The sequence below is a fragment of the Curtobacterium poinsettiae genome (assembly GCF_025677645.1).
In the GTDB taxonomy this organism is placed as follows: domain Bacteria; phylum Actinomycetota; class Actinomycetes; order Actinomycetales; family Microbacteriaceae; genus Curtobacterium; species Curtobacterium poinsettiae_A.
Genome location: NZ_CP106879.1, coordinates 3275560 through 3299992 on the forward strand (window position 1 = coordinate 3275560; position 24433 = coordinate 3299992).

A 24433-nucleotide genomic window follows, 5' to 3' on the forward strand; every position below is an offset into this window, starting at 1 on the left:
CGCCGCGATCTGCGACGCACCAGCACGCGGCTTCGAACGAGTCGCCACTTCTTCCCTCGAAGGAGTGCGCCATCGTGTCCCCCAGTCCCGCTCTCACCACCGGGCACGTGCCCGGCGGCGGTTCGTCTCCTCGTCTGCGCGACGCCTGGATCGCCCTCGCCGGGCTCTCCGCGGTGTTCCTGTTCGAGATGCTCGACAACTCCGTGCTCAACGTCGCCCTGCCGACGATCGGCCGCGACCTGGGCTCGTCGACGACGGGCCTGCAATGGGTCTCAGGTACCTACTCGGTCGCCTTCGGAGGGCTCATGCTGCTCTTCGGCGCGGTCGCCGACCGCATCGGCCGCCGCCGGGTGATGCTCGCCGGGCTCGTCCTGCTGGCCCTGGCGAGCCTCGCCACGGCGGTGGTCACGTCGACCGAGCAACTGATCGCCGTGCGGGTCGCGATGGGCGTCGCCGCGGCGATGACGACGCCCGGGTCGATGGCGCTCGCGTTCCGCCTCTTCGACGACGAAGGCCTCCGGGTGCGGGCGCTCACCGTCATCTCCACGGCCGGGCTCGTGGGGCTGGCCGTCGGTCCGACCGTCGGCGGGTTCGTGCTCGCCGTCGCCCCGTGGCAGGTGCTGCTGCTGGCAGACGTGCCGATCGCGGTCCTCGCGCTCGTCGGCATCCGGTTGGGTGTCGCACACGACGAAACGGCGGAGCTCCGTCGCGATCCGGTCGACGTGGTCGGAGCGCTGCTCGGCACCGTGACCACGGCCGGAGCACTCGTGACGCCGACGATCCTGGTCGAGTCCGGAGCCACTGGCTGGTGGGGGTGGGCCGTCCTCGCGCTCGCCGTCAGCTGCGGGGTGGGGTTCGTCGCCCGCGAGCGGACCGCGCGGCACCCGCTGATCGACCTGCACCTGCTCGCCCGCCCACTCGTCTCGAGCGGCCTCGCGTTCAAGGCCGCGTCGGGTCTGGCCGTCGCCGGACTGTCGTACCTCGTGACCCTGCAGCTGCAGTTCGCCTGGGGCTGGCCGCCGGCCCTGGCCGCGGTCGGGACGCTGCCGCAGGTGGTCGTGCTGCTCGTCGGCGGCCGCTTCGTCGGGCCGTTCGTGCAGCGGGTCGGCCTGGGCCGCGCCGCCTGGATGAGCGCCGCCTCGGTCGTCTCCGGTCTCGCGGTCTTCGGCGCCCTGAGCCGGTACGGGTACCCGTGGGTGCTCGTCGCGCTCGTGCTCGTCGCCGCCGGCATGCGGGTCGTCGGCGTCGTCGCCGGCGCGTCGGTCCTCACGGGGCTGCCCGCGGATCGCACCTCCGTCGGAGCGGCGCTCGTCGACACCTCGAGCGAGCTCGCGGGCGGTGCCGCCGTCGCCGCGGCGGGGACCATCGTCGCCGCCTTCGTCGCCGGGAGCATCACCACGACCGCCTGGACCGCCGCTCGGCTCGAGCGCTTCCAGGACGCCCTCACCGTCGCCGGCCTCGGCCTCGCCGCGGTTGCAGCACTGCTCGTCGTGGTCGGCATGCTCCGAGCCCGGCCCGCCGTCGAACCGCGAGGCGCGGCGCCGGCCGAACCCGCCGACACCAACCATGCACACACCGACCCGATCACCATCACCGAGGAGACCTTCCGTGCCTGACACCATCGCCCTCCCCCGCCCGCCGTTCGACCCCGAGTTCGTGCCCTTCCTCACCGCCATGGACGCGCGAGGCCGCTTCCACCTCACAGCCGAGATGCTCCCGCAGATGCGACAGCTGGACACGACGGAGGCGCAGCTCGACGAAGGACTGCGTGCTCGCGGCCTCGAGCGGAGCAGCATCACGATCCCGGGGTTCGGCGGCGACCCGATCGACCTCGCCGTGATCCAGCGCGTCGGACGCACCGGCACGGCTGCGCTGGCCTACGCGATCCACGGCGGCGGCATGATGTTCGGCCACCACCTCGGCAACCTCGACTCCTACGACGAGTGGCTCCTGGTGCACGACGTCGTCCTGGTCAGCCCCGACTACCGCCTGGCGCCGGAACACCCGGACCCGTACCCGGTCGAGGACTGCTACGCCGGTCTCGTCTGGGCAGCCGAGCACGCCGACGAACTCGGCATCGACCCGGAGCGCATCGTGCTCGTGGGGCAGAGCGCCGGTGCCGGTCTCGCTGCCGGCACGGCCCTCCTCGCACGCGACCGGCAGGGGCCGAGCGTCATCGGCCAGGTGCTCGTGAGTCCCATGCTCGACGACCGCGACGCGACCCTGTCGGCTCGGCAGTTCGACGGTGTCGGGGTCGCCGACCGGGAGATGACACGGTTCGGCTGGGACGCCTACCTCGGTGATCGGCGGGGTGGCGAGGACGTGTCCGTCTACGCCGCACCCGGCCGCGCGACCGACCTCGCCGGACTCCCGCCCGCCTACATCGACTGCGGCAGCACCGAGGTGTTCCGCGACGAGACCGTCGCCTACGCCAGCTCGCTGTGGGCGGCAGGGGTCCAGGCGGAACTACACGTGTGGCCGGGCGCGTTCCACGGATCGACGAGCATGATGCCCGACGCGACGCTGTCGCAGCGGGCCGTGCGGGCCCTGCGCGAGTTCACCGGTCGCCTCCTCAGTCCGGCCGTGTGACGTCGGCTCCGGCACGAGCGCACCGTGGCGCTCGTGCCGGAGCCGGGTCGCAGCATCGGCTAGATCCGGTCCAGGGACGCCATCGCGACGACGATCGGCCACGGCTCGCCGTCGAGCTGCACGTACCGCAGCCCGCGCGGCAGAGCTCGTCCGTCATCGCACGCGACGACGACTCCCTGCAGCCCGACGAGGTGCCCGGACCCCCGGCTGTAGTGGACACGATCACCGACGACGGGCATGACGATGGTGTCCGCCGCCAGCTCCTCTGCAGCGAGTTCGACGACGAGAGGCCACGACTCCGTGAGCACCTCGGCGAGCTGTGCCTCGAACCCGCCGCGTTCGTCGAGCTCTTCGTCGCGTCGCTCGAGATCCGCGATCCCGGCGGCCGGCAGGGATCGCGGGCCGATCGTGCACGTGGATCCGCATTCCATCGGAACACTCCTGCTGGCGAGGAAGAGCCCCACGCGCGCCACACCGAGCTGCACCGGGACTGGCTCAGCACGGACTCGGCGGAGCCCGAGATGCTTCTTGAACGCGAGGGCGCCAGGCCGTCGCTCGTCACCGTTGTCCATCGGGTCGCCTTCGGGTCGGCTTCTCGCAGCCTCGGGTCAGGCTGTTCCCGGACCGTACTGCCGGACCGTCAGCCCACACGACGGTTCCTCACCGATCTTGCGGTATCCAGCAACGCCGATTCGGAGTTCGCGCCGGCGTTGCCGCCGTTGGTTCCGACCTGGGCCTCTTCGGCGGGCGGGCCCCTCTTCGTCCCGGCGAGCTCTTCGCCGCAGCGCCCGACGGACCCCCGTGAGCACGGCGCCGCACACGACCGTGACGACGATGCCGATGGCCGTCCCGCCGGCCGATCCGCTTCCGTGGTTCGACCATGGCAGCCCGAGAGCCCGCTGGAGCGCGGAGCCGGACCTCGCTCGTCAGCCGTGAACCGATGCTCCCGACAGCAATAGTTGCCCATTGAGTAAACTTGCCCATTGGGCAAATATGTCCTAGGTTGGCGTCATGACAGACGAGGTCTCGTTCCGTGAGCAGAAGAAGGCAGCGATCCGTGACGCGTTGAGCGTGACGACAGTGCTGCTCGCCCGGGAGCGGGGGCTCGACAACATCCGTGTCGAGGACATCGTCAGCGAGGTCGGGGTGTCGAGGCGGACGTTCGGGAACTACTTCTCGAGCAAGGAAGACGCGATCGCGGACCGCCACGTGCAACGCGTGCGCACGGCGGCCGTCGATCTGCTGCAGCGGCCACGCGCGGAGCCGCTGTGGACTGCTGTCACGGAGGCGCTGCTCGCTCCGTACGAGGCGGAAGAGACGACGACCCCCTCGCAGGAGGAGCAGAGCGGACTGCTCGCAGTGCTGTCGACTCCAGGCATGCAGTCCGCCGTCGACCGAGGTGCCCGCGCAGCGAACACCGTGTTCACGGCCGCCATCGCGACCCGCAGTGACGCAGCACCGGATGACCCCGTGCCTGGTCTGGTGTCCGCCGCGGCGCTGTCGACCTTGTTGACGACGCTGGAGGCCTGGGCGGCGCGCGCAGAGCCGCAACCACTGCAGCCGTTCCTGCGCGATGCGTTCCGACTCCTCGGCGACGGTTTCGACCAGCTTCGCTGACCACGCACTCCACGAACATCGTCAGGAAGAAGATCGTCATGTACGACGTCGTCATCGTCGGAGGCGGACCCGTGGGCGTCTTCGCCGCCTGCGAGCTGAAGCTCGCGGGTGCGAACCCCCTCGTCGTCGAACGCCTCCCCGAGATCAACCAGTGGGACAAAGCGCACGGCTTGACCGGACAGGTCGTCCGGCTCCTCGACCACCGCGGCTTGTTCGAGCGGTGCGCCGGGACGTCCGTCCCGGCGCCTGCGCCGCGGTTCTTCTTCGGAGCACTGCCCCTTCCGCTCCATGTGCTCGGCGACCACAACCCGATGTACCTGCTCCACATCAACCAGCGCGACCTCGAGCGCGTACTCAACGACCGCGCAGCAGAACTCGGTGTCGAGATCCGTCGCGGCGTCGAGATGCGCTCCTTCACCCAACACGACGACTCCGTCACCGTCGACGTCGTCGACGTCGCGACCGGAGCTGCGAGCACCGTGTCGGCGCAGTACCTCGTGGGCAGTGACGGGGCGCGAAGCACTGTACGGAAGCGCTCCGGTATCGGCTTCCCTGGCAACACCGACCACCACATCGTGGACCGCACAGCCCTGATCGCACCAACTGCGCAGCTGACGCCCGCCGGCCCCGGGAACGTGCACGTCGCGGGTCTGGGAGAGATCGCCGAGAGCTTCCACCGCACTGAGACCGGCGTCGTCACCATCGCCCTCCGTGACCCGGCGCACCCGCTGGTCTACACCGCGGAATGGGAGGACCAGCCTGACCGCAGCTTCCCCGGTGAGGGAGCAGCCATGACATTGACCGAGATGGAGGACAGCCTGGAGCGCGTCCTCGGCGTCCGCCTCGACCTCAACGCGCCGGCCGCCGACGAGCCGACGCTGCTGCGCCGGCTGACTGGTCGGAACACACGCGTCGCTGACCGCTACCGCGACCGGCGGGTCTTCCTCCTCGGCGATGCCGCACACGTGCACTCCGCCGCAGGCGGACCCGGCCTGAACCTCGCACTCCAGGACGCGGCGAACCTCGCCTGGAAACTCGCCGCCGCCCTCCACGGCTGGGCTCCCGCGGGCTTGCTCGACACCTACGAAACCGAGCGCCGCCCGCTCGGACAACGCGTCTTCATGCAGACCCAGGCGCAGACCGCGCTCATGGCGCCCGGCTCGGACGTCACCGCCCTCCGCGACCTCTTCGCCGAGATGCTCGCAGACACGACCACCGTGCAGCGCATCGGAGATCTCCTCGCCGGGTCGGACGTTCGCTACAACATGGGTTGCATGGACCCCGACGGTCCCACCGGACGGTTCGCGCCGTCGACGACGGTCGAGCTCGTCGACGGGGCCGTCCGCAGGATCCCGGAACTGCTCCGCACCGCCCGTCCGATCCTGCTCGACGCGACGGGCGGACACCACGACACCATCGCCCCGTGGGACGACCGCGTCGACCACGTGCCGCTGGCCACGACGCACGAACAGACCTCGATGCTGATCCGGCCAGACGGATTCGTCGCCTGGTCACACACCGACCCCGCCTCCCTCACAGAGGCACTCTCCGCCTGGTTCGGAACACCCGAACACGGCTGTACCGGAAAGGAGTAACGCGTGAACCTCGACGTGATCGGAGCCGCGATCGTCTCGATCAGCGGCGCGCTCTTCGCGACCGCTTCGATCTGGTGCCTGGTCGGTCTGTTCCTCAGAACACGAGCAGTGCCCGAGCTCCCAGCAGCTTCCAGAGCCCACCTGTTCACGTCGGCATCGACGATCTTCGCCGGGCTCGTGGTCCACATCATCGGCTTCTTCCCCGAAGCCTTCGTGCTGATCTACGGAGGCGCGACGTCGATGCTCGTCGCCGCCTTCTTCGCACGTACGACGGAACAGCCCGCTCCCGGCCGGGTCGCGGGACCAGCACTACTCACGGCGGGCGGGATCGTCGCGCTCACCATCGGGCTGCTCATCTGACCGCTGGTGCAGGTCACCCTCACTCAGGGCCCAGGCCCAGATCCGGTCCGCGACTGCTCTGCGCTCGCGACGGCGGAACGCGGGACGAGCTTCCGCAGGAAGACGAGCCCGCCCGGAAGTCCAGGAGAGACGGATGGGAGGCCCGGTGCCAGCTGGCACCGGGCCTCCCATCCGTCTGGTGGTCGCGTCGACGACGCGACCAGATCCGCCGTTGGAGTGTCAGCGCGATCCGACGATCGCGGCCTTGGTCTGGTCACGCAGGTACGCGATGCCGGCCGCGTTCGGGTGGAGTGCACCGAAGAGGATCCGGTACTTCGTCCCGGACAGCGGTGCGCTGTCGGCGGCGGTGCCGTGGTCGGTCAGGGTGAGTCCCGAGATCCATGCGGAACCCGACGCTGCACAGGGCGTGTGCGCGGCGGAACCACGCAGCGTCGAGACGTAGGTGAAGCCACGAGCCTTCGCCGCAGCCTTGACCGCTCCGTCGAGCGCGTTCTGCGTGCGGTGGAAGTAGGCGGTGTCGGTGGCGGTGAAGGGGAACGCGTTCTGCGGGAACGGCGGTTCGAGTCCGGAATCACCGAGGAGGCTCGAGAAGCATCCCTTCGGGGACCGTGCCGAGCTCGGCGCGATCATCGGGTAGCCGACGACGAACACCTTCGCCCGTGGGGCGCGCTGCGCGATCACGCGGAACGTCGACGCGAGCCGAGGTGCAACGACGGTGCGGATGCGCGCTGCGAGACGATCCCGTTCGACGCCGTGCACGACCGGTGCGTAGTAGTCCTTGCAGCGGTCGTAGGTCTTCCCGTGGATCTCCGAGAACACCGGACCGTCCTTGGTGAGCGCGAGGCAGTTCGCGATGAGGTCGGTGTACCCGAGGTCGTTCCCGCCGATCGACACGGTGACGAGGTCCGTGTCCTTCGACAGCGCATCGGCCTGGACGGGTGCGGTTCCACGTCCGGCACCGGTCGACTGTGGCAACCGGGTGATGTTGTCGGTGGTGGCACCGGTGCAGGTTCGGTCATCGAGTCGCAGACCCAGGGATGCTGCGACCTGGTGGGGGTAGTCGGTCGTGGACTGGAGACAGCCGACCGCAGGGGTCGCACTGTAGGGGGCCACCCCGAAGCCCGCCGCGTACGAGTCCCCGAGGGCGACGTAGTCCGTCCCGCCGGGCGACGAGGACACTGCGATAGCAGACCCGACGGGCGCTGCACCGTCGGTGGTCGCCGCGGAGACAGGCCCGGCCGTCCCGACCGCGAGCGATGCCACCGTCAGGACGCCACTGGTGATCAGCAGGGCACCGGTTCGGCGGAGGCGAGGAGCGTGACGCATGGAGCGGTTCCTTCCAGAGGGCCTGTTCGCCAGACGATCGTCTGACAAGTAGACGGTAGGCCGGTGGAGGGCCTCGCACCATGAGAGGTCCACAAGGCGCGGAGGACGCAATCCGGGCACCGCTGTCCGTGGGCACGGAGCGTCATCCGGTTTGCACGGCCGTCGGGCTCACCTCGCGACCGATTGCACAACATCTCTTGTGCATGTACGGTCGTCCCGTGACCCACGGACGGATCGACGACCCCGCCCAGATGCGCGCCCTCGCCCACCCGACGCGGCTGCGCATCCTCGGCCTGCTGCGCGCGAACGGCGCGCAGACCGCTGCGACCATCGGCGAGGTGATCGATGAGGCTCCGGGCACGATCAGCTACCACTGCACCCGGCTGGCTGCCGCGGGCTTCATCGAACCCGCTCCGGACGCTGGCACGGACCGCCGCGAGCGCTGGTGGCGAGCCGCGCACGACGCCTCCGTCTGGGAGCTCGCCGACGCGTTGGACGACCCGGAGCGGCTGCTCGCCACGAACGCCCTCGACCACGCCGTCGCCCGCGTGTACGCCGCGAACTACGAAGCCTTCGTCGACCATGCACCGACGTTCGGCCGCGAATGGGTGGCAGCGTCCTCGAGCGCAGACCGCGTGCTCCGGCTCACGGCAGCCGAGCTCCAGGACATGGGTGAGGAACTCCGCGGGGTCGTGGAACGCTGGGCCGACGTGGCCGCCGTCCACCGCACCGGCGACGGGTCCGAGCAGGTATTCGTACTGAACCAGGCGTACCGATGGCCGCGCGGTTGAGCCCCCGCGCGCAACTGCGCGCACTGCTCGCGGTGCAGGTGGTGTCGCGCATCGGGAACGTCGTCACCACCATCACCGTGCCGTTCGCCGTCCTCACGCGTGGCGGGTCCGCGACCGACGTCGGCATCGCCGCGTTCATGGCGACGGTGCCGATCGTGCTCGGTGGCCCGTTCGGTGGGGCTCTCGTGGAGCGGGTGGGCTTCGTCCGCTCCAGCGTCGCATCCGACGTGATCAGCGGGCTCACCCTGCTCGCGATGCCGGTGCTCGCCTGGACCGTCGGTCTGCCGTTCTGGGCACTCCTCGCGCTCGTCTTCGTCAGCGGCCTCTTCGACACCCCCGGCGAGTCCGCGCGACGTGTGCTCCTCCCGGGGCTCGCGACGGCGGCGGATGTCCCGCTCGAACGCGCCGTCGGTCACTTCGAGGCTTCTTCACGGCTGTCGGTGCTGATCGGTGCGCCACTCGGGGGAATCCTGGTCGCCGTCCTCGGTCCGATGCCGGCTCTCGCCTGCGTGGCGATCGCCTTCGGGGCGTCCGCGCTGCTCATGGCACTCACGGTCCGCGGTGCGGCGGCACCGGTCGAGTCCGCCGAACCCGTGGAGTCGCAAGGGTACTGGCGCGACATCGCCGACGGGTTCCGGTTCTGCGTCCGCGACCCACTGTTCCGGCTCGTCGTCGCGCTGGTGCTCGTGACGAACCTGCTCGACGCCGCACGCTCGACGACACTCCTGCCGCTCTACGCCGACGAGCAGCTGGGTGGCGCGCAGGCACTGGGGCTCGTCACCGGCGTCTTCGGGGGCGCAGCGTTCCTCGGCTCCGTCGCCTTCGGGTACGTGGCACACCGTGTGCCGCGGCGGGTGGTCTTCGCCCTGTGCTTCGTGCTCGCCGGCGGGCCGTCCCTCGTGGTCCCGGCGCTCGGGCTCGGCCTGCCGTGGATGCTCGCGTCCGCCGCGCTCTCCGGTCTCGCGGCAGGTTCGATCAACCCGATCCTCGGCGCCGTGGAGCTCGAGCGCATCCCCGAGCACATGCGTGCGCGGGTGTTCGGACTGCTCGGTGCCGGCGCGTGGGCGGGCATCCCCGTCGGCGGCCTGCTCGCCGGGCTCGCCGCCGACGGGGTCGGGGTCCAGGCCACCTTCGCTGGCATCGCGCTCCTCTACACCGTCGTGACGCTCACACCGTTGCTCGGCGGATCGTGGCGGCTCATGGAGCGCCGCCGGGTCGCGGTGCCGGCGGGACCGACGGCTTGACATCCGGTGGTCCGCCCGAGCCGCCGCCTAGGCTGCGGAGGTGACCAGGCACCGGACGAACACCCGACGAGCGATCGTCGTGACCGTTCTGATCCTGGGTGCCGCGGCCGTCCTGTTCATCGGACTGCGCGCCGCACTGCTGTTCGCGGGGGCGACGGAAGGCGACGTGCCGACGTCGTCGTCGATTCCCCTGCCTGCCGGGAGCAAGGTGGTCCACGAGGACAAGGAGTGCGCATCCGGTGGATGCTGGTCGGTCGTGTCCGTGCAGCCACCGACGGGGGTGAGCCCGTCCGAACTGTCGACGGCGTTGGGCACCGAGCCGCTCGCGAGACGGCCTGGCACGCTGTGGGATCCCCGCGTCGTCAACCTGACCTCGAAGGTCCAGGGGGAGCTCCTCGTGGTCCGCGCGGACTACTGGTCCCGCGAAGCCCCGCCCTGACTCGCGTCCGGGTCAGCCGCGGTCGCGTGCCATTCCTGCTTCGGTGTTGCGAGTGCCGACAGCCACGCCGTGCGGGGAGGCAGCTTCGATGCGTTCGAGGTCGCTCGTGGTGAGCACCACGTCAGCAGCGGCGACGTTCTCCTCGACCCGGGACGCTCTGGTCGTGCCCGGGATCGGAACGGTGCCGGCTTGGATCAGCCACGCCAGCGCGAGCTGCGCGGTCGTGACGCCCTTCTCGTCAGCGATGACCTTCAGCGCCTCGACGACGCGCAGGTTCGCGTCGATCGCTTCGTCGGAGAACCGTGGAAGGTTCCGCCGGGCGTCACCCACGGGAAGGTCGTCCTTGCGGGTGACGGTGCCGGAGAGGAACCCACGGCCGAGCGGCGAGAAGGGCACGAATCCGATGCCGAGCTCCGACGCTGTGTCGAGGACACCATTGTGTTCGGCGTCACGCTCGAACAGGCTGTACTCGGATTGGATCGCCGTGATCGGGAACGTCGCGTGCGCACGGCGCAGGGTCTCGGCCGAGGTCTCGGAGACCCCGATGAAGCGTGCCTTGCCGGCGGTGACGGCTTCAGCCATCGCGCCGACCGTGTCCTCGATCGGCACGTTCGGGTCGGTCCGGTGGAGGTACCAGAGGTCGACGTGGTCGGTACCGAGGTGACGGAGGGACCGGTCGATCGCGCGGCGCGCGTGCTCCGGGGAGCCGTCGAGTCCGATCGGGACACCGTCGTCAGTGAAGTCGGTCGCGAACTTCGATGCAACGGCCACACGGTCCCGATCCCCGCCGAGCACGCGGCCGAGGAGCTTCTCGTTCTCGAACGGCCCGTATGCCTCGGCAGTGTCGAACAGGGTGATCCCGAGGTCGAGGGCGCGACGGATCGTCGTGACGGAGCCGGCTTCGGTTGCACCGCCGTAGAAGGCGCTCATACCCATGCATCCGAGCCCGAGCGCGGAGGTGACGAGGCCCTGGGAGCCGAGAGGGATCTGCTGCATGCGTGTTCTCCGTTCGTCGCCGGGAGCACCCGGACGATGACGACCCTCCACCCTGGTGTGCACACCATGTCAAGTGGGAGACTCGACTCATGCTGCTGCCCGAGGTCCACGTCGATGAACCGGTCACGATCAGCGCTGCGGCTGAGCTGCTCGGCATCACGGTCGACACGATCCGCTACTACGAGAAGGAAGGGATCGCGCCGGCACCAGAGCGCGGCGCGGATGGGTGGCGGCGGTACGACACGGCCGCGCTGAGTTGGCTCGCTGGGACCGTGATGCTCCGCGGCACCGGGATGAGCGTGCGGGAGATGCGGGAGTACGCGGCCGCGTACCGGGCCGGCGCTGACGACGCCGCACGGCTCGCGCTCCTCGAGCAGCACCATGCGACCGTCCTCGCCCGGCAAGCCGAGGTGCAGCGACACCTCGCGGCGCTCGAACGGAAGATCGCGGCGTACCGCGCGACCATGGCCGCGACCGGTGCCCGATCGGTGGCATGACCTTCCTTCCCGGTCGACCATCGTCGATCGGACGCTCCCTGATCGATCGCGCTACGGGACCGGTCGCTGCACGATCGAGCTGTCTCCTCCGTTGCGTCGGACTTCCGCCAGGGGTCGAAATCGAGGTGTCCGGGCACATCGAGGTCGCCGAGCGTCCTCCGCGCTGCTTCGTCCTGGGGCAGTTCGGGCACGGCCGGGCCGTCGGCCCAGCCGTGGTGCAACAGGCTCGATCAGATGAGCTGCCCATCCGTCCCGAGGTCACATCGACGGCGCGTCAGCCTTCCCAGGGCCAGTACGTCTGGCAGGTCTCGGGGCCGCCGTTCGTCGACACGCAGACCTGGGTCGGACCCCAGAGCGAGAAGGCGACGAATGCGACCTGCAGCACCAACATGCTCAGGCCGACGATGAACAGGGCACGGACGCGGCGACGGTCATTCCGGACGCCGGTCAGCAGCGAGCCGAACGCGGCGAGCAGCCCGCCGGCCGGGACCACGAGTCCGAGGACGACGGTCACGGTCATCAGGAGGGCGAATTCGCCTCGGGTCGCGCCGAAGCGTCGCCCGGCGTGCAGTGCAGTCACGGTGGCGAGCATATTGGCCCGCGGAGCACGCGGATGCTCCCCTTCCGGGCCGACGACCGCGACTCAGCCGTCGCTGCGCTCCCGACGACGCACCTGCAGGGTGCCGATCCCCTGCACGATGCAGAGGACGCCGCTCGCGACGACGACGACCCCGGTCACGACCCGGCCGACGGAGAACCCGCCGAACAGCAGCGGCGCGACCGCGACACCGATGAAGATCGCCCCCATCACGATGACGACGACCGGGTTCTGGGCGACGAAGAACCGGCGGCCACCGTTGGCCTCGGCGATCGCCCGGTCCCGGGCACGAGGGACGGCGTCCGGTGACCGACCCGCGCGGCGGTCTGCACGCCGTCGCCGACCGCGCAGGACCAACCACACCGCTGCGCCGATGACGACGGCCGCTCCGATCGCGATCCACTCGACGAGCTGGAAGAACCCGAAGACGATCACCAGGACGAACCCGACCGCGACGCCCACGAACATGTCCGTGGTCATCCGGTCCGTCCGGCCATCGCCACTCGTGACGTAACCGGGGCGGCGTTCGTACGGGTCGTGCTCGTCCACGGCCGGTTCGTCGGCCCGTTCGGTTCCCATGCTCCGAACCTACCGATAGCGCTGCGGACCCGTCAGCCGACGCGTGCGGCCGGCTGCTCGGCCCGGGTCCCCTGCGCCGGACGCCGCTCGCGCATGATCGCGACCGCCTGGCGGAGCGACAACCCCGGCAGGTAGGTGCGGACGATCGCGACGCCGATCGTGGGCAGCGCGACCGGGTCCGGGTACGCCATCACCAGGGGCTGCAGGTCGGGGCCGAACTTTGCCTTGAAGCGCAGCAGGGAGCGGAACCCGTAGACCGGCTCGAGCGCACCACCGACGACGTCGAGGACCGATTCGACGCCGCTCCGACCGGCACCCTGCGGCTCGGCCGACGACGCGAGCGGGGCGGCGGACAGGCTGAGCCGCTCGGCACCGTCGGCGCGCATCCGGTCGACCGCACTCGCGACCAGGAACTCCATCACACCGTTCGGGGCGTCCGGCGCACGACGCATCGCGTCGAGCGTCCACCCGACCACCTGCCCGGCACGGTACGCGGGCAGCCAGCTGGTGACGGCGAGCACCGTGCCGTCCTCGCCCAGGGCGACGAGCGCCCGGACGGCGGGGTCGCGCATCTCGTCGATCCCACCGAGCGTGAACCCCATCTCGGGCAGTTCGCGCTCGGCGACCCACTCCTCCGAGATCGCCTCGATCTGGCGCGTGACCGAGCCGGGCAGCGAGGCCCAGTCCGACCAGAGTGCTGTGGTGCCGGACCGAGCAGCCTTGTTGACGGCCGTGCGGACGTCCTGCTTGCGCTTGCCCGAGGTCGTCCAGGTGCGCGGGTCGAGGTCGGCGTCCTCGGCAACGGGGAGCAGCGTCCAACCGAGTCGTGTGAGTGCCGTGCCGAGGGTGGCGTCGATGCCGTAGAAGACGGGCGTCCACCCGTGGTCGTCCGCGGCCCGGGCGAAGCCCTCGAGTGCCGCGAGCCGCGCGTCCTCGTGTCCGAAGGGGCCGCCGGTCGTCACCGCGACGCTGCCGGTCCGGTGGTAGGCGACACCGGCGCGGCCGTCCTCGGTGAACCAGTACTCGTTGCCGGGCCAGGTGGTCATCCACCCGAAGGTGTCACCACCGCCCGCGACCAGCAGGGCACGAGCTGCCACCCGGGCGGCGTCCTGCCCGTCGAGGTCGCTGTCCGAGCGTCCGGCCCCGGTCGGCCGGACCGCGGCGATCGCCACGGCGAGCCACAGGAGCGGGCCGGAGGCGCCCACGACGAACCGCAGCGCCGGCTCGGCCTGCGCCAGGTGCGTGGGCAGGGTCACGGGGGCGATCGGACCGAGCACGGCGAGCGCCAGGTGGAGCGGCTCGCGCACGCTGTCGCCCGAAGCCACGGCGACACCGACGACGACGATCGCGAGCACCACGGCCGAGCCTGCGACCGTGATCGCGAAGGTCAGCAGACGTCGCCGGTCGGTCCGGACCGGGAAGTCCGCGCGGCGCAGGACGAGCACCACCGCCGTTGCGACCGGCACCAGCACGGACGCGACGATCGAGAGCGAGACCGCGAGGTGGTCCGACGCCAGGCGCTGCACGACGGCGTGGTGGCGTTCGGGCAGCACGCCGTACGAGACGGCGGTCGCGACGCCGGTGACCAGGTCGACGGTCACGACGAGCCACAGTGCGAACCGGCTGCCGCGCCGGAGACCCACGGCACCGACCGCCAGGACCACGAGCGGCATCACGGCCAGCAGCGAGTGGAACAGGCCGTGCGGGTGCACCGCGGCGAGCGCCCGGACGCAACCGGCGGTCACCCCGGTCACCGAGCAGTGCGGCATCCGCCCGGTCGGCCCGGTGTCGAGCACCACGGCGAGCGGGGCGAGCAGCCCGAACTGGGCACCGGTGACGAGTGCGAGGACGGGACCGACGGCCGACACGGTCACCGCGGCCACCAGCAGCACCCGGGTCTCGCGTGAGGAACTCCGGGTCCAGCCGCTCCGCACCGGTGAGCGTCGCAGCACGCGGCCGAGCACCAGGCCGACGAGCAGGGCGAGCGCCGCGTGCAGGTCGGACGCGTGTCCGGCGTAGAGCAGCAGTGCCGCGACGACGGCGATCGACACCACCCGGATCCGGCGTCGCCACAGCGCGCCGGCGAACGCACTCGCGGTGACGACGGTCCCGACGATCCAGGTCCACGGGCCGACGTGTCCCAGGTGCACGAGGAAGCCACGGTCCGCCGGGGCGCCGTCGAACAGCTGCAGCAGGGCACCGAGCCCGGTGCCCACCACGGTCGTGACGACCATCGCGAGCAGGGTGCGTCGCCAGCCGAGCAGCCGTTCGGACGCCGCGGTGCACACCACGACGGCGACGAAGGTGACCAGGAACCCGACGGCGCTGCTCGTCACCGCGACCACGCCGAGCGGACCCATCGTCCCGCCCAGGGTGTCGGGCGTCCGACCGTCCTTCGTGCCGAGGCACCTGAGCACCACTGCGGCGACGCCGGCGACGATCGTCAGGGCCGAGACGACGCTCGTCAGCGGGTACCGACGGGCTGCCGGCACGAGCCGTCTCGGGTGCGCCCACGCGAGGGCCGCGACCACCGCGCTCACCGGAGGCCCAGGCGCGCGATGACGCCGGGCATCCCCACACGCAGGGCGTAGCGGACGGTGTTCCAGTCATGGGCAGAGCCCTCGGACACGAACAGCCGGGTCCGCATGCCGGCCGCGTCCGCAGCCGTGCGGAGCGCCGTGGTCGAGGCGACGTAGGGCTCGTCCTCGCTGCCGTAGGCGAAGACGGTCAGGTGCCCGGGGTACGGCCCGTGCGCCCGCATGATCGCCCGAGGTGCCGCCGCGGCGTACCGGCTGGCGGAGCCACCGAACCCGTACCGGATGCTGTGCTGGGCGGAGCCGTTCAGGGGTGCCAGCTCGCTGGAGATCGCGAAGGTCGTGCCGAACACGTCCGGGTGTGCGGTGGAGAACTGCATGGCACACGTCGCTCCCTGTGAGAACCCGACGATGCCCCAGGCAGAGGGCGCTGCCCCGACGCGCAGGTGCTGCCGGATCCAGTTCGTGGTGTCGGTCATGATGTACGTCGCGGAACGGCCGAGGGACGAGTCGACGCACATCGGGTTCCGGTCCGGCGCCCCGAGTTGATCCGGCGCGACGACGATCGGGGCGAGTCCGTGGTGGGTTTCGGCGAACGCGTCCATCACCGCGCCGAGTCGGCCCGCCTGGAACATGTCGCTCGGCTGCCCGGGTTGCCCGGCCAGGCTGATCACGACCGGCAGGGTCGGCGGTCGCTCGGTCAGGGCGGCCGGCGGCAGGTACACCACCGCTGACCGTGCGTGGAAGTGGGAGACGGTCGAGGGGATGGTGACCGAGAGCACCTTCCCGCGTCGCGGCATGTCGGCGGGCGCCCGCCAGGTGGCCGGGTCGACCACCGGACTGGAGGCGCGCCCCACCCCCGTCTCGTGTCCCAGCGGACCCGACGGGTACGGATCGGTCGTCACGGCCTGCTCGATCGTGCGGTAGGCACCGAAGTCGACGTTGACGCCGAGGACAGCGGCCAGTGCCACCGCCACCGCCGCGAGCACGCCGAGCACACGACGGAGCCAGCCACCCTGGACGACCGTCACGACGAGGAGTCCGACACCGCCGAAGGAAAGAGCGACCCACATCCGGGTGATCGGGGTGAACGACACCCCGTACAGGTCCTGCACGTCCCCGAACCACCACACCGCGACGAGGCCGATCCCGGCGCCGACGGCCACGGCGCCGAGCCGCCAGCCCAGGCCCCGGACCGGATGGCGGGAGCGAGGACCGAACGCCGGCAGGAGCGCGGCGACGGTGAGGAGCCCGGCGGCGACGTCGACCGGGACGAGCACGGACGGCGCGACGACGGCGACGTGGAACAGGGGTCGGAGCAGATCGTGGAACATGGAGCCTCCCGGCGGACGGTGCAATCGTGGCGGCGGCCCGCTGCGAACGGGGCACCGAGGCGCTTCCGGTTCGCACAGTTCCCACCTGTGGGGCTCTCAGACCCCACTCGACCGACACCCAGCGAAGCCTCCGATGCGTGCCGTCGCGGACCGCTCGGTCGCGCGCACCTAGGGTGAACGGGTGACGCACGACGGATCGGTACGCGCTGCACTCGCGGCGGTCGCAGCGGACGGCTGGGGTGACGGTGGGCCGCTCGTCGAACCCGGCAGCACGGCCTCGCCACGACGGGCCGCGGTCCTGATGCTCTTCGGTGCGCTCGACCACACGCCGAGCGACCGACCGGCGGCGGCACCCGGGGTCCCCCGCGACCTCGACGTCCTGCTCCTCGCGCGGGCCACGACCCTGCGCGCGCACGCCGGCGAGGTCGCGTTCCCCGGTGGACGCATCGACCCCGGTGACGCGGACGCCGTCGCCGCGGCACTCCGCGAGGCACAGGAGGAGACGGGGCTCGACCCCGCGGGCGTCGAGGTGCTCGGCGCCCTGCCCGCCGTGCCCCTGGCGTTCTCGAACCACCTGGTCCGACCCGTCATCGGCTGGTGGCGCGACCCCTCACCGATCCGCGTCGTCGACGAGCACGAGTCGGCGGCGGTGTTCCGGGTGCCCGTGGCCGACCTGCTCGACCCGGCGAACCGCGGTGTGACCGTGATCCGCCGCGGTGGTCAGGAGTGGCGCGGACCGGCGTTCACCGTCGAGGCCGACGGCGACGAGCACCTGGTGTGGGGCTTCACCGCGATGCTGCTGGATGCGCTGTTCGACCGGCTCGGCTGGACGGAACCGTGGGACCGCGAGCGGGAGATCCCGCTGCCGAGGTGATGCGCCGGATCCGCGTCAGCGTCCGGTCGCCCGGCGACGGAGCTCCTCGCGCACGACCTCGGCCTTCGCGAGCGCGCGGGGCGTCGTGATCACCGAGAACAGCAGGAACCCGACGAAGAACGCCACCCCGAACCACCACCAGGGCGTCGAGGTCAGGGCGAGCCAGAGTGCGAGCACGATCATGACGCCGAAGACGACCGGTCCGAACCACAGGTTCCGCCGCAGCTGTCGGTGGTGCTCGTCGACCGTGGCGGACCATGTGGCGGGATCGGCGTCCTCGGGTACCTCGCCGCGCTTCAGCCCGCGCTGCACGTCCGTCAACTGCGTCGCGCCGCCGGCTCGCCGACGAGCGCGGCCGATCCAGGCGCCGAAGAACGCCGTCATCGCGCCGGCGTAGAAGACCGCGCCGATCGCTCGCCCGAGCAGGGACATGTCTCGAGGGGAGACGAACATCCCGATCAGGAACCACAGTCCGCCCGCGAACAGGAAGAGCACCGGCAACAACACGGGCATCGGGAGGGATCGGAGACGGTGCACCATGAGATCCTGTCAGATCAGAGCGTTCCCGGTGCGCCGTGCCGTCACGACGCGAGCGCGGGCCGGAGCGCGAACGACAGCGGGTCGGCCCGCACCGCGTCGACCGCGTGGGCCACGGCCCCGATCACGACGACATCAGCCCCGAGCGAGGACGCGACGAGTTCGGGCACCGGGTCGAAGTGTCCCTTCGCGAGCAGGTCGCGCGCGCGGTCGATGACGGCGACGGCGGGCTGGGCGATCGCGCCGGCGACCACCACGCGGTCGATGTCGAGCAGGCTCGCGAGCAGGATGCAGACGCGGGCCAGGCGATCGCCCAGACGGTCGACGATGGTGCGCGCGACCGGGTCGCCGTTCCGTGCGGCCGCGAACACCAGAGCGGCGTCGGTGGCGAGCGCGGTGTCGGCGGGGATGTGCCCGGCGGCGACGGCGTCGGCCACGAAGGTGCGGGCGACGGCACCGATGCCGTCGGACGACCCGACACCCTCGACGAGTTCGAGCACCCGCATCTCCCCGGCACCACCGTGGGCACCGCGCAGCAGGACCCCGTCGACGACGAGGCCCGCGCCGAAGCGTTCGCCGGACAGCAGCGCCGCGAACGAGGCGTCACCAGAGGACGGCCGCTCGGCGAGCGCGGCGAGGTTCGCGTCGTTCTCGACCAGCACCCGCCCGTCCGGCACGGCGTCGGCGAACCCCGGGTTCATCCGGACCCAGAAGCCGCCGTCGTCGGGCGAGGCACCGGCGGCGTCGACCGGTGCGGGGATGCCCACGACGGTGACCAGGACCCGTTCGCGGTCGACGCCGGCCGAGGCGAGGGCGGCGGCCACGGTGTCGGCGAGGACTCCCAGCCGAACGGGTACGTCGAGGCCCGATGCACCGAGCGCCCCCTCGGCACGACCGAGCACCGTGCCGCGCAGGTCGGCGACGAAGGCGGTGACCCGGTGCTGGCCGGCGTCCACACCGACGACGACCCCGGCGACCGTGTCGAGCTCGTAGCGGCGTGCCGGGCGTCCCATCCGGTACTCCCCCGCGGCCCGGGCGTCGTCGAGCTCGCGGAGCCAGCCGAGCCGCACGAGTTCCTCGGCCGCACCCAGCACGGTGGACCGGGTCAGCCCGGTGGCGTCGATCGCCTCGGTCGCGGTGAACGCCGACGAGTCGAAGGCGTACGCGAGCAGCGTCTCTGCGCTCGTTCCACGGGGTGGCGGCATGTCGTGACCCTATCGCGCGACGAGTTCCTTGCGGAATTAGATTTTCTCGCTACATTTAGTTCCGCGGGCAGCATCGGAGCCGCTCGCGGGACGGAACGGCAGGGACGCCGGGTCCGGACGGACGGAGACGACGTGCAAGCACACGCCACCGCCAGGAGCGCAGCATCGGTCAGCCGACGCGGGTTCCTGCTCGGAGCGGGCGGCATCGGGGCGGGCCTCGCGCTCGCCGGATGCACCCCGATCGGGTCCTCGAGCGCCAAGCCGGAGACCATCACGTTCTACGTGTCGAAGCCCGAGGTCATCGGCTACTTCGACGATGTCATCGCGCAGTTCCACCAGACCCAGTCGAGGGTCCGGGTCGTCCGCGACTCGACGTCGAGCATGTCCGCGAACTTCGTCCGGAACCGGCCGCCGGACCTCGGCTGCTGGAACTACAACTTCTCGGTCGTGCCGTTCGTCGAGCACGGCGCGCTGACCGACCTGTCCGACCTGCCGCAGGCCGACACCATCAACCCCGACCTGTGGCCGCTCATGGAGCAGACCGCCGACTACCCCGGCCGGAAGAGCGCCCTGCCGTACTCGGTGACCGCGGCGTCGGTGATCTACAACAAGGCGCTCTTCGCACAGCAGGGGCTCGAGGTCCCGACGACGTGGAGCGAGTTCGCCGACGTCTGCGAGCGCCTGACCAGGGCCGGCATCGCCCCGATCTACGGCACGTTCAAGGACAACTGGACGATCGCCCAGGGCATGTTCGACTACTCGATCGGCGGCATGATCGACACCCCGGCGACCTTCGAGGCACTCCGGCGCGAGGGCACGGACGTCGGCAAGGGGTCCGCCGTCTCGTTCGAGCGCGACCTGCGGGAGCCGATGGAGCGCATGGTGCAGCTCCGCGCCTGGCACCAGGACGGCGCCGCGAGCCGCGGGTACGGCGACGGCAACCTCGCCTTCGCCCAGGGCAAGGCGGGCATGTACCTGCAGGGACCGTGGGCACTCGGCGAGATCGCCAAGACCACGAAGGACATGGACCTCGGCACCTTCCCGCTGCCCGTCACCGACGACCCGGCCGACCGCAAGGTCCGCGTGAACGTCGACCTGGCGCTCTGGATCCCCGAGGCGTCGCGCAAGCAGGAGGCCGCCCGCGAGTTCCTGTCGTTCCTGATGAGCACGAAGGTCAACGACCGGTACAACGCCGACAACAACGGCTTCGGTGTGCGCAAGGACGCTCCCCCGGCGTCGAATCCCGCCCTCCGCGGCATGCAGTCGTACTACGACGACGCCGCCTTCTACCTCGGCGCATCGCAGCTCATCCCCGCCGAGATCCCGGTCGCGAACTACGCGCAGTCGATCGCCTTCGGCGGCGACCCGCAGCGCCAGCTCCGCACCCTCGACGCCGACTGGGCGCGTCTCGCGCTCCGCACGGCCGCGTAAGGAGACGTCTCATGGCAACCACGACCACCGAAGCCGTCACGACGGCGGCCCGACGCCGACGGGGCGGAGCCGCGCCGCGCCTCCAGTCCGGACGACGGGACGGACGACGCAAGCCCCGCGTCGACCCGCTCTTCCTGGCGTTCCTGCTGCCCACCCTGGTGTTGTTCACCCTCGCGATCACGCTGCCCGCGGTGATGGGCATCGTGCTGAGCTTCACGAACTCCGTCGGCTTCGGCGAGTTCCGGTTCACCGGGCTCACCAACTACATCGCGGTGTTCTCCGACCCCGCGATCCTGCAGGCGTACCTGTTCACGCTGGGGTTCTCGCTCGTCACCGTGATCGTCGTGAACGCGATCGCCTTCCTGCTCGCCATCGCGCTGACGTCGAAGATCCGCGGCAAGATCGCCCTGCGTGCGGTGTTCGTGCTGCCGATGGTGATCTCGGGCATCGTCATCGCGTACGTGTTCTCGTTCCTGTTCGCGAACAGCCTGCCGGCCTTCGCCACCGCGATCGGCTTCGGGCCGCTCGAGCAGAGCATCCTGGCGAACCCCGACCTGGCCTGGCTGGCGATCGTGGTCGTCACCGCCTGGCAGGCGATCCCGTCGACGCTCCTCATCTACATCGCCGGCGTCCTCTCGATCCCCGGCGAGGTGTACGAGGCAGCCGCCCTCGACGGTGCCAGCGCCTGGCGGCAGCTCGTCTCGATCACCGCGCCGCTGACGGCGGGCTACATCCTGATCAACCTGGTCATCGGGTTCAAGAACTTCCTGAACTCGTACGACATCATCGTCGGCCTGACCGACGGCGGCCCCGGCACCTCGACCACCAGTGTCGCGATGTCGATCTTCAAGGGCTTCAACGGCGGCGACTACGCCTACCAGATGGCGAACGCCACGATCTTCTTCGTCATCGCGGTCGTCATCGCCGTGATCCAGCTGCGGGCGACCCGCGGGAAGGCAGCGCTCTGATGTCCCTGCAAGCACCCCTGCGACCGGGGACCACCGCGACCGGCAGCATCCGTTCCGTCGACGCGGACCGGTCCTCCGGCTCGGGCAAGGCCGGCCGCGGTCGTTTCAACTGGCCCGTCACGGTCGTCCTCCTGCTGTGTGCGCTGTCGGTGCTCGTGCCGCTGTACGTCACCCTGACGATGGCGTTCAAGACCACCGGCCAGGCCGTCGACGGCAACGCGTTCTCGCTGCCGGCACCGTTCAGCGTCGACGGCTTCGTGCAGGCGTGGCAGCTGACCGACTTCCCGCGGGCGTTCGGGGTCTCGGTGTTCGTCGCCGCGATCACCGTCGTCGGCACGATCCTGCTCGCCTCGTTCACGGCCTACGCGATCGCCCGGAACTGGGACCGACGGCTGTTCCGCTGGTCGTTCTTCTACCTGCTCGCGGCGATGTTCCTGCCGTTCCCCGTGCTCGCACTGTCGCAGGTGAAGCTCACCGGGCTCGCGCACCTGGACAACCCGCTCGGGGTCGCGATCCTGCACGTCATGTTCCAGCTGTCCTTCAGCGTCCTGCTCTTCACGGCCTTCCTGCGGTCGATCCCGGCCGAGCTGGAGGAGAGTGCACGCATCGACGGTGCGAGCACGGGGCAGGTGTTCTGGCGACTCGTGTTCCCGCTGCTGGCACCGATGAGCGCCACCGTCGGCATCTTCGCGTTCCTCGCGTCGTGGAACGACTTCGTGATGCCGTCGCTGATCACCTCCGACCCGGCGCTGCAGACCCTGCCGGTGCTGCAGCAGATGTTCCAGACGCAGTTCAGCAACAACTACAACGTGTCGTTCGCCTCGTACCTGATGGCGATGGCCCCGGCGATCATCGTCTACCTCGTCACCCAGCGGTGGGTGATGGCCGGCGTGACCCAGGGCGCGATCAAGTGACCGACACCTCCGGTGCAGGCCCGACCGACACCGCCGGTGCGGTCCCGGCCGCGATCGCCGGTGCAGGCCCGACCGACACACCCCTCGAACCCGACGAACCCCTCGACCCACGAAAGGCCCGACGTGACCGACACCCTCGCCCAGCCCGCCGCCACCTCGCACGACGAGACCTGGTGGCGCCAGGCCAGCGTCTACCAGATCTACCCCCGCTCGTTCGCCGACGCGGACGGCGACGGCATCGGCGACCTGCCCGGCATCACCGAGCGGGTGCCGTACCTGGCCTCGCTCGGCGTCGAGGCCGTCTGGCTCAGCCCCTTCTACCCGTCCGCCCTGGCCGACGGCGGCTACGACGTCGACGACTACCGTGACGTCGACCCGCGCCTCGGCACCCTCGACGACTTCGACCGGATGGTCGAAGCACTGCACGCCGCCGGCATCCGAGTGATCGTCGACGTCGTCCCGAACCACACGAGCGACCGGCACGAGTGGTTCCGCGAGGCGCTCGCAGCACCCAAGGGCTCCCCCGCCCGCGACCGCTACGTGTTCCGCGACGGCACGGGGCCGTCCGGCGAGGAAGCCCCCGCCGACTGGATCTCGATCTTCGGCGGGCCGGCCTGGACCGCCGTCGGCGACGGCCAGTGGTACCTGCACAGCTTCGCGAAGGAGCAGCCCGACCTGAACTGGGCGAACCGTGAGGTCCGTGACGACTTCCTGCACACCCTGCGTTTCTGGTCCGACCGCGGTGTCGACGGGTTCCGCATCGACGTGGCCCACGGGCTGGCGAAGGACCTGGGCGAGACCCTGCCCACCTGGGCCGAGCTCGCCGAGATGCCGAAGGACGGCACGCACCCGCTCTGGGACCGTGACGACGTGCACGACATCTACGCCGAGTGGCGGACGGTCTTCAACGAGTACACGCCGGCCCGCACCGCGGTCGCCGAGGCCTGGGTCCCTGCCCACCGCCGCGCCCGCTACGCCAGCGCCGAGGGACTCGGTCAGGCGTTCAACTTCGACCTGCTCGAGGCCGACTTCGACGCCGGCCAGTTCCGCACGATCATCGAGTTCAACCTCGGCCTCGCCGAGCAGTCCGGCTCGTCGACCACGTGGGTGTTCTCGAACCACGACGTCGTCCGGCACGCCACCCGCTACGCCCTGCCGCCCCGCGCCGGCGGCACCGACAAGCAGGGCAGCGCCTGGCTGCTCGCCGGCGGCTCGCAGGACGCGCTCGACCGGTCGCTCGGCCTCCGTCGCGCACAGGCCGCCACGCTGCTCGAGCTCGCCCTGCCCGGCTCCGCCTACCTGTACCAGGGCGAGGAGCTCGGCCTGCACGAGGTCGGTGACATCCCGGACGCCGACCGGCAGGACCCGGCGTTCTTCCGCAACCCGGGTGTCGACGTCGGTCGTGACGGCTGCCGCGTGCCGATCCCGTGGACGCGCACCGGCACGTCGTTCGGCTTCGGTCCGGACGGCTCGCACCTGCCGCAGCCGGCGTGGTTCGCCGACTCCAACGTCGAGGCCGAGGACGCCGACCCCGACTCCACGCTCAACCTGTACCGGAAGGCGCTCGGCTTGCGTGGCCAGCTGCAGTCCGAGGAACAGCTCGAGTGGATCGAGACCGGCCGCGACGACGTGCTCGCGTTCCGTCGGCCGAACGGCTGGACGAGCGTGACGGTCTTCGGCGACGAGCCCTTCGCACTGCCGGCCGGCGAGCTGCTGCTCGCCTCCGCCCCCGTGGTCGACGGCGCCCTGTCGGGCGTGGGGACGGCCTGGTTGCGTTCCTGACGCGACGCTCGCGCCCTGGGCGCGACCGGACGACGGACGGGAGGCGCGGAGCCAGCTGGCACCGCGCCTCCCGTCCGTCGTCCCCGCGTCTCCCCGCGTCTCCCCGCGGAACGCGGCGTCCCTGCCGGAAACGGGCGTCCTGGGCCGGAAGTTCTGATCAGGTACACCCGTTCTCGCATCCCATCGCGGCCGTTCTGGGAAGGAAGTCCCGGTAGGGTCACCG

At 70.9% G+C, this 24433-nt stretch carries 23 protein-coding genes; 14 read left to right on the plus strand and 9 right to left on the minus strand.

Going from position 1 to position 24433, the window contains the following annotated elements; genetic code table 11:
• Nucleotides 1-74: 74 nt before the first annotated feature.
• Entirely contained in the window at nucleotides 75-1616 is a 1542-nt protein-coding gene (locus OE229_RS15660; RefSeq protein ID WP_315973831.1) for an MFS transporter, read from the plus strand.
• Nucleotides 1609-2589, plus strand: coding sequence for an alpha/beta hydrolase (locus OE229_RS15665; RefSeq protein ID WP_262138782.1), 981 nt, complete (start codon nucleotides 1609-1611; stop codon nucleotides 2587-2589). Before OE229_RS15660 ends, OE229_RS15665 begins: the two co-directional genes overlap by 8 nt.
• A 59-nt stretch (nucleotides 2590-2648) precedes the next feature.
• Here the strand turns inward: OE229_RS15665 and OE229_RS15670 are convergent, their stop codons facing one another.
• Nucleotides 2649-3020, minus strand: a complete 372-nt coding sequence (locus OE229_RS15670) for a hypothetical protein (protein WP_262138783.1) — start codon at nucleotides 3018-3020, stop codon at nucleotides 2649-2651.
• A 580-nt stretch (nucleotides 3021-3600) separates the two neighbouring features.
• On the opposite strand from OE229_RS15670, the gene OE229_RS15675 reads away from it, so the two are divergent.
• Genes OE229_RS15675 through OE229_RS15685 form a run of 3 tightly spaced genes read left to right on the plus strand, consistent with a single transcriptional unit; the run spans nucleotide 3601 to nucleotide 6161 of the window.
• The gene (locus OE229_RS15675; RefSeq protein WP_182064724.1) at nucleotides 3601-4206 is read left to right on the plus strand and encodes an acyl-CoA-like ligand-binding transcription factor; all 606 of its coding nucleotides are present in this window, start codon (nucleotides 3601-3603) and stop codon (nucleotides 4204-4206) included.
• Between the two features lie 38 nt (nucleotides 4207-4244).
• A complete protein-coding gene (locus OE229_RS15680; RefSeq protein ID WP_262138784.1) occupies nucleotides 4245-5801 on the plus strand; it encodes an FAD-dependent monooxygenase in 1557 nt (518 codons plus the stop codon).
• Between the two features lie 3 nt (nucleotides 5802-5804).
• On the plus strand, nucleotides 5805-6161 hold the full coding sequence (locus OE229_RS15685) for a hypothetical protein (protein ID WP_182064726.1): 357 nt from the start codon (nucleotides 5805-5807) through the stop codon (nucleotides 6159-6161).
• A 219-nt stretch (nucleotides 6162-6380) separates the two neighbouring features.
• On the opposite strand, the gene OE229_RS15690 is transcribed toward OE229_RS15685, so the two are convergent.
• Complete coding sequence (locus tag OE229_RS15690) at nucleotides 6381-7487, minus strand: SGNH/GDSL hydrolase family protein (protein WP_262138785.1); 1107 nt, start codon at nucleotides 7485-7487, stop codon at nucleotides 6381-6383.
• Nucleotides 7488-7705: 218 nt separating this feature from the next.
• On the opposite strand from OE229_RS15690, the gene OE229_RS15695 reads away from it, so the two are divergent.
• Genes OE229_RS15695 through OE229_RS15705 form a run of 3 tightly spaced genes read left to right on the plus strand, consistent with a single transcriptional unit; the run spans nucleotide 7706 to nucleotide 9961 of the window.
• Nucleotides 7706-8278 (plus strand): ArsR/SmtB family transcription factor, encoded by a 573-nt coding sequence (locus tag OE229_RS15695; protein WP_262138786.1) that lies wholly within the window; start codon nucleotides 7706-7708, stop codon nucleotides 8276-8278.
• Nucleotides 8263-9522 carry an MFS transporter gene (locus tag OE229_RS15700; RefSeq protein WP_262138787.1) on the plus strand — a complete coding sequence of 420 codons (1260 nt, stop codon included), beginning with the start codon at nucleotides 8263-8265 and terminating at the stop codon, nucleotides 9520-9522. Before OE229_RS15695 ends, OE229_RS15700 begins: the two co-directional genes overlap by 16 nt.
• Before the next feature lie 40 nt (nucleotides 9523-9562).
• Nucleotides 9563-9961, plus strand: a complete 399-nt coding sequence (locus tag OE229_RS15705; protein WP_263344712.1) for a hypothetical protein — start codon at nucleotides 9563-9565, stop codon at nucleotides 9959-9961.
• Between the two features lie 12 nt (nucleotides 9962-9973).
• On the opposite strand, the gene OE229_RS15710 is transcribed toward OE229_RS15705, so the two are convergent.
• Complete coding sequence (locus tag OE229_RS15710; RefSeq protein WP_262138789.1) at nucleotides 9974-10957, minus strand: aldo/keto reductase; 984 nt, start codon at nucleotides 10955-10957, stop codon at nucleotides 9974-9976.
• An 89-nt stretch (nucleotides 10958-11046) separates the two neighbouring features.
• Between OE229_RS15710 and OE229_RS15715 the strand changes: the two genes are divergently transcribed.
• Nucleotides 11047-11454, plus strand: coding sequence for a MerR family transcriptional regulator (locus tag OE229_RS15715; RefSeq protein WP_262138790.1), 408 nt, complete (start codon nucleotides 11047-11049; stop codon nucleotides 11452-11454).
• Nucleotides 11455-11728: 274 nt separating this feature from the next.
• On the opposite strand, the gene OE229_RS15720 is transcribed toward OE229_RS15715, so the two are convergent.
• The 4 genes from OE229_RS15720 to OE229_RS15735 all read right to left on the minus strand — a co-directional run bounded on the left by OE229_RS15720 (nucleotide 11729) and on the right by OE229_RS15735 (nucleotide 16499).
• A complete protein-coding gene (locus OE229_RS15720; RefSeq protein ID WP_262138792.1) occupies nucleotides 11729-12034 on the minus strand; it encodes a hypothetical protein in 306 nt (101 codons plus the stop codon).
• A 63-nt stretch (nucleotides 12035-12097) separates the two neighbouring features.
• On the minus strand, nucleotides 12098-12631 hold the full coding sequence (locus OE229_RS15725) for a hypothetical protein (protein WP_182064734.1): 534 nt from the start codon (nucleotides 12629-12631) through the stop codon (nucleotides 12098-12100).
• A 32-nt stretch (nucleotides 12632-12663) separates the two neighbouring features.
• On the minus strand, nucleotides 12664-15162 hold the full coding sequence (locus tag OE229_RS15730; RefSeq protein ID WP_262138794.1) for a bifunctional lysylphosphatidylglycerol flippase/synthetase MprF: 2499 nt from the start codon (nucleotides 15160-15162) through the stop codon (nucleotides 12664-12666).
• Between the two features lie 5 nt (nucleotides 15163-15167).
• A complete protein-coding gene (locus OE229_RS15735; RefSeq protein WP_262138795.1) occupies nucleotides 15168-16499 on the minus strand; it encodes an alpha/beta hydrolase in 1332 nt (443 codons plus the stop codon).
• Nucleotides 16500-16680: 181 nt separating this feature from the next.
• On the opposite strand from OE229_RS15735, the gene OE229_RS15740 reads away from it, so the two are divergent.
• Nucleotides 16681-17373, plus strand: coding sequence for an NUDIX hydrolase (locus OE229_RS15740; protein ID WP_259579840.1), 693 nt, complete (start codon nucleotides 16681-16683; stop codon nucleotides 17371-17373).
• Nucleotides 17374-17388: 15 nt separating this feature from the next.
• Here OE229_RS15740 and OE229_RS15745 read toward each other — a convergent pair whose 3' ends face one another.
• Together OE229_RS15745 and OE229_RS15750 are read right to left on the minus strand one after the other, a co-directional pair.
• Complete coding sequence (locus OE229_RS15745; protein WP_262138797.1) at nucleotides 17389-17886, minus strand: hypothetical protein; 498 nt, start codon at nucleotides 17884-17886, stop codon at nucleotides 17389-17391.
• Between the two features lie 68 nt (nucleotides 17887-17954).
• Nucleotides 17955-19115, minus strand: a complete 1161-nt coding sequence (locus tag OE229_RS15750; RefSeq protein ID WP_182064738.1) for an ROK family protein — start codon at nucleotides 19113-19115, stop codon at nucleotides 17955-17957.
• A 132-nt stretch (nucleotides 19116-19247) separates the two neighbouring features.
• Between OE229_RS15750 and OE229_RS15755 the strand changes: the two genes are divergently transcribed.
• The 4 genes from OE229_RS15755 to OE229_RS15770 all read left to right on the plus strand — a co-directional run bounded on the left by OE229_RS15755 (nucleotide 19248) and on the right by OE229_RS15770 (nucleotide 24210).
• Complete coding sequence (locus tag OE229_RS15755; protein WP_262138799.1) at nucleotides 19248-20546, plus strand: extracellular solute-binding protein; 1299 nt, start codon at nucleotides 19248-19250, stop codon at nucleotides 20544-20546.
• Between the two features lie 11 nt (nucleotides 20547-20557).
• Complete coding sequence (locus OE229_RS15760) at nucleotides 20558-21514, plus strand: carbohydrate ABC transporter permease (protein WP_182064740.1); 957 nt, start codon at nucleotides 20558-20560, stop codon at nucleotides 21512-21514.
• Complete coding sequence (locus OE229_RS15765; protein ID WP_262138801.1) at nucleotides 21514-22428, plus strand: carbohydrate ABC transporter permease; 915 nt, start codon at nucleotides 21514-21516, stop codon at nucleotides 22426-22428. The genes OE229_RS15760 and OE229_RS15765 overlap by 1 nt, the downstream gene beginning before the upstream one ends.
• 123 nt (nucleotides 22429-22551) lie before the next feature.
• Nucleotides 22552-24210, plus strand: coding sequence for a glycoside hydrolase family 13 protein (locus tag OE229_RS15770; RefSeq protein ID WP_262138802.1), 1659 nt, complete (start codon nucleotides 22552-22554; stop codon nucleotides 24208-24210).
• Nucleotides 24211-24433 lie beyond the last annotated feature (223 nt).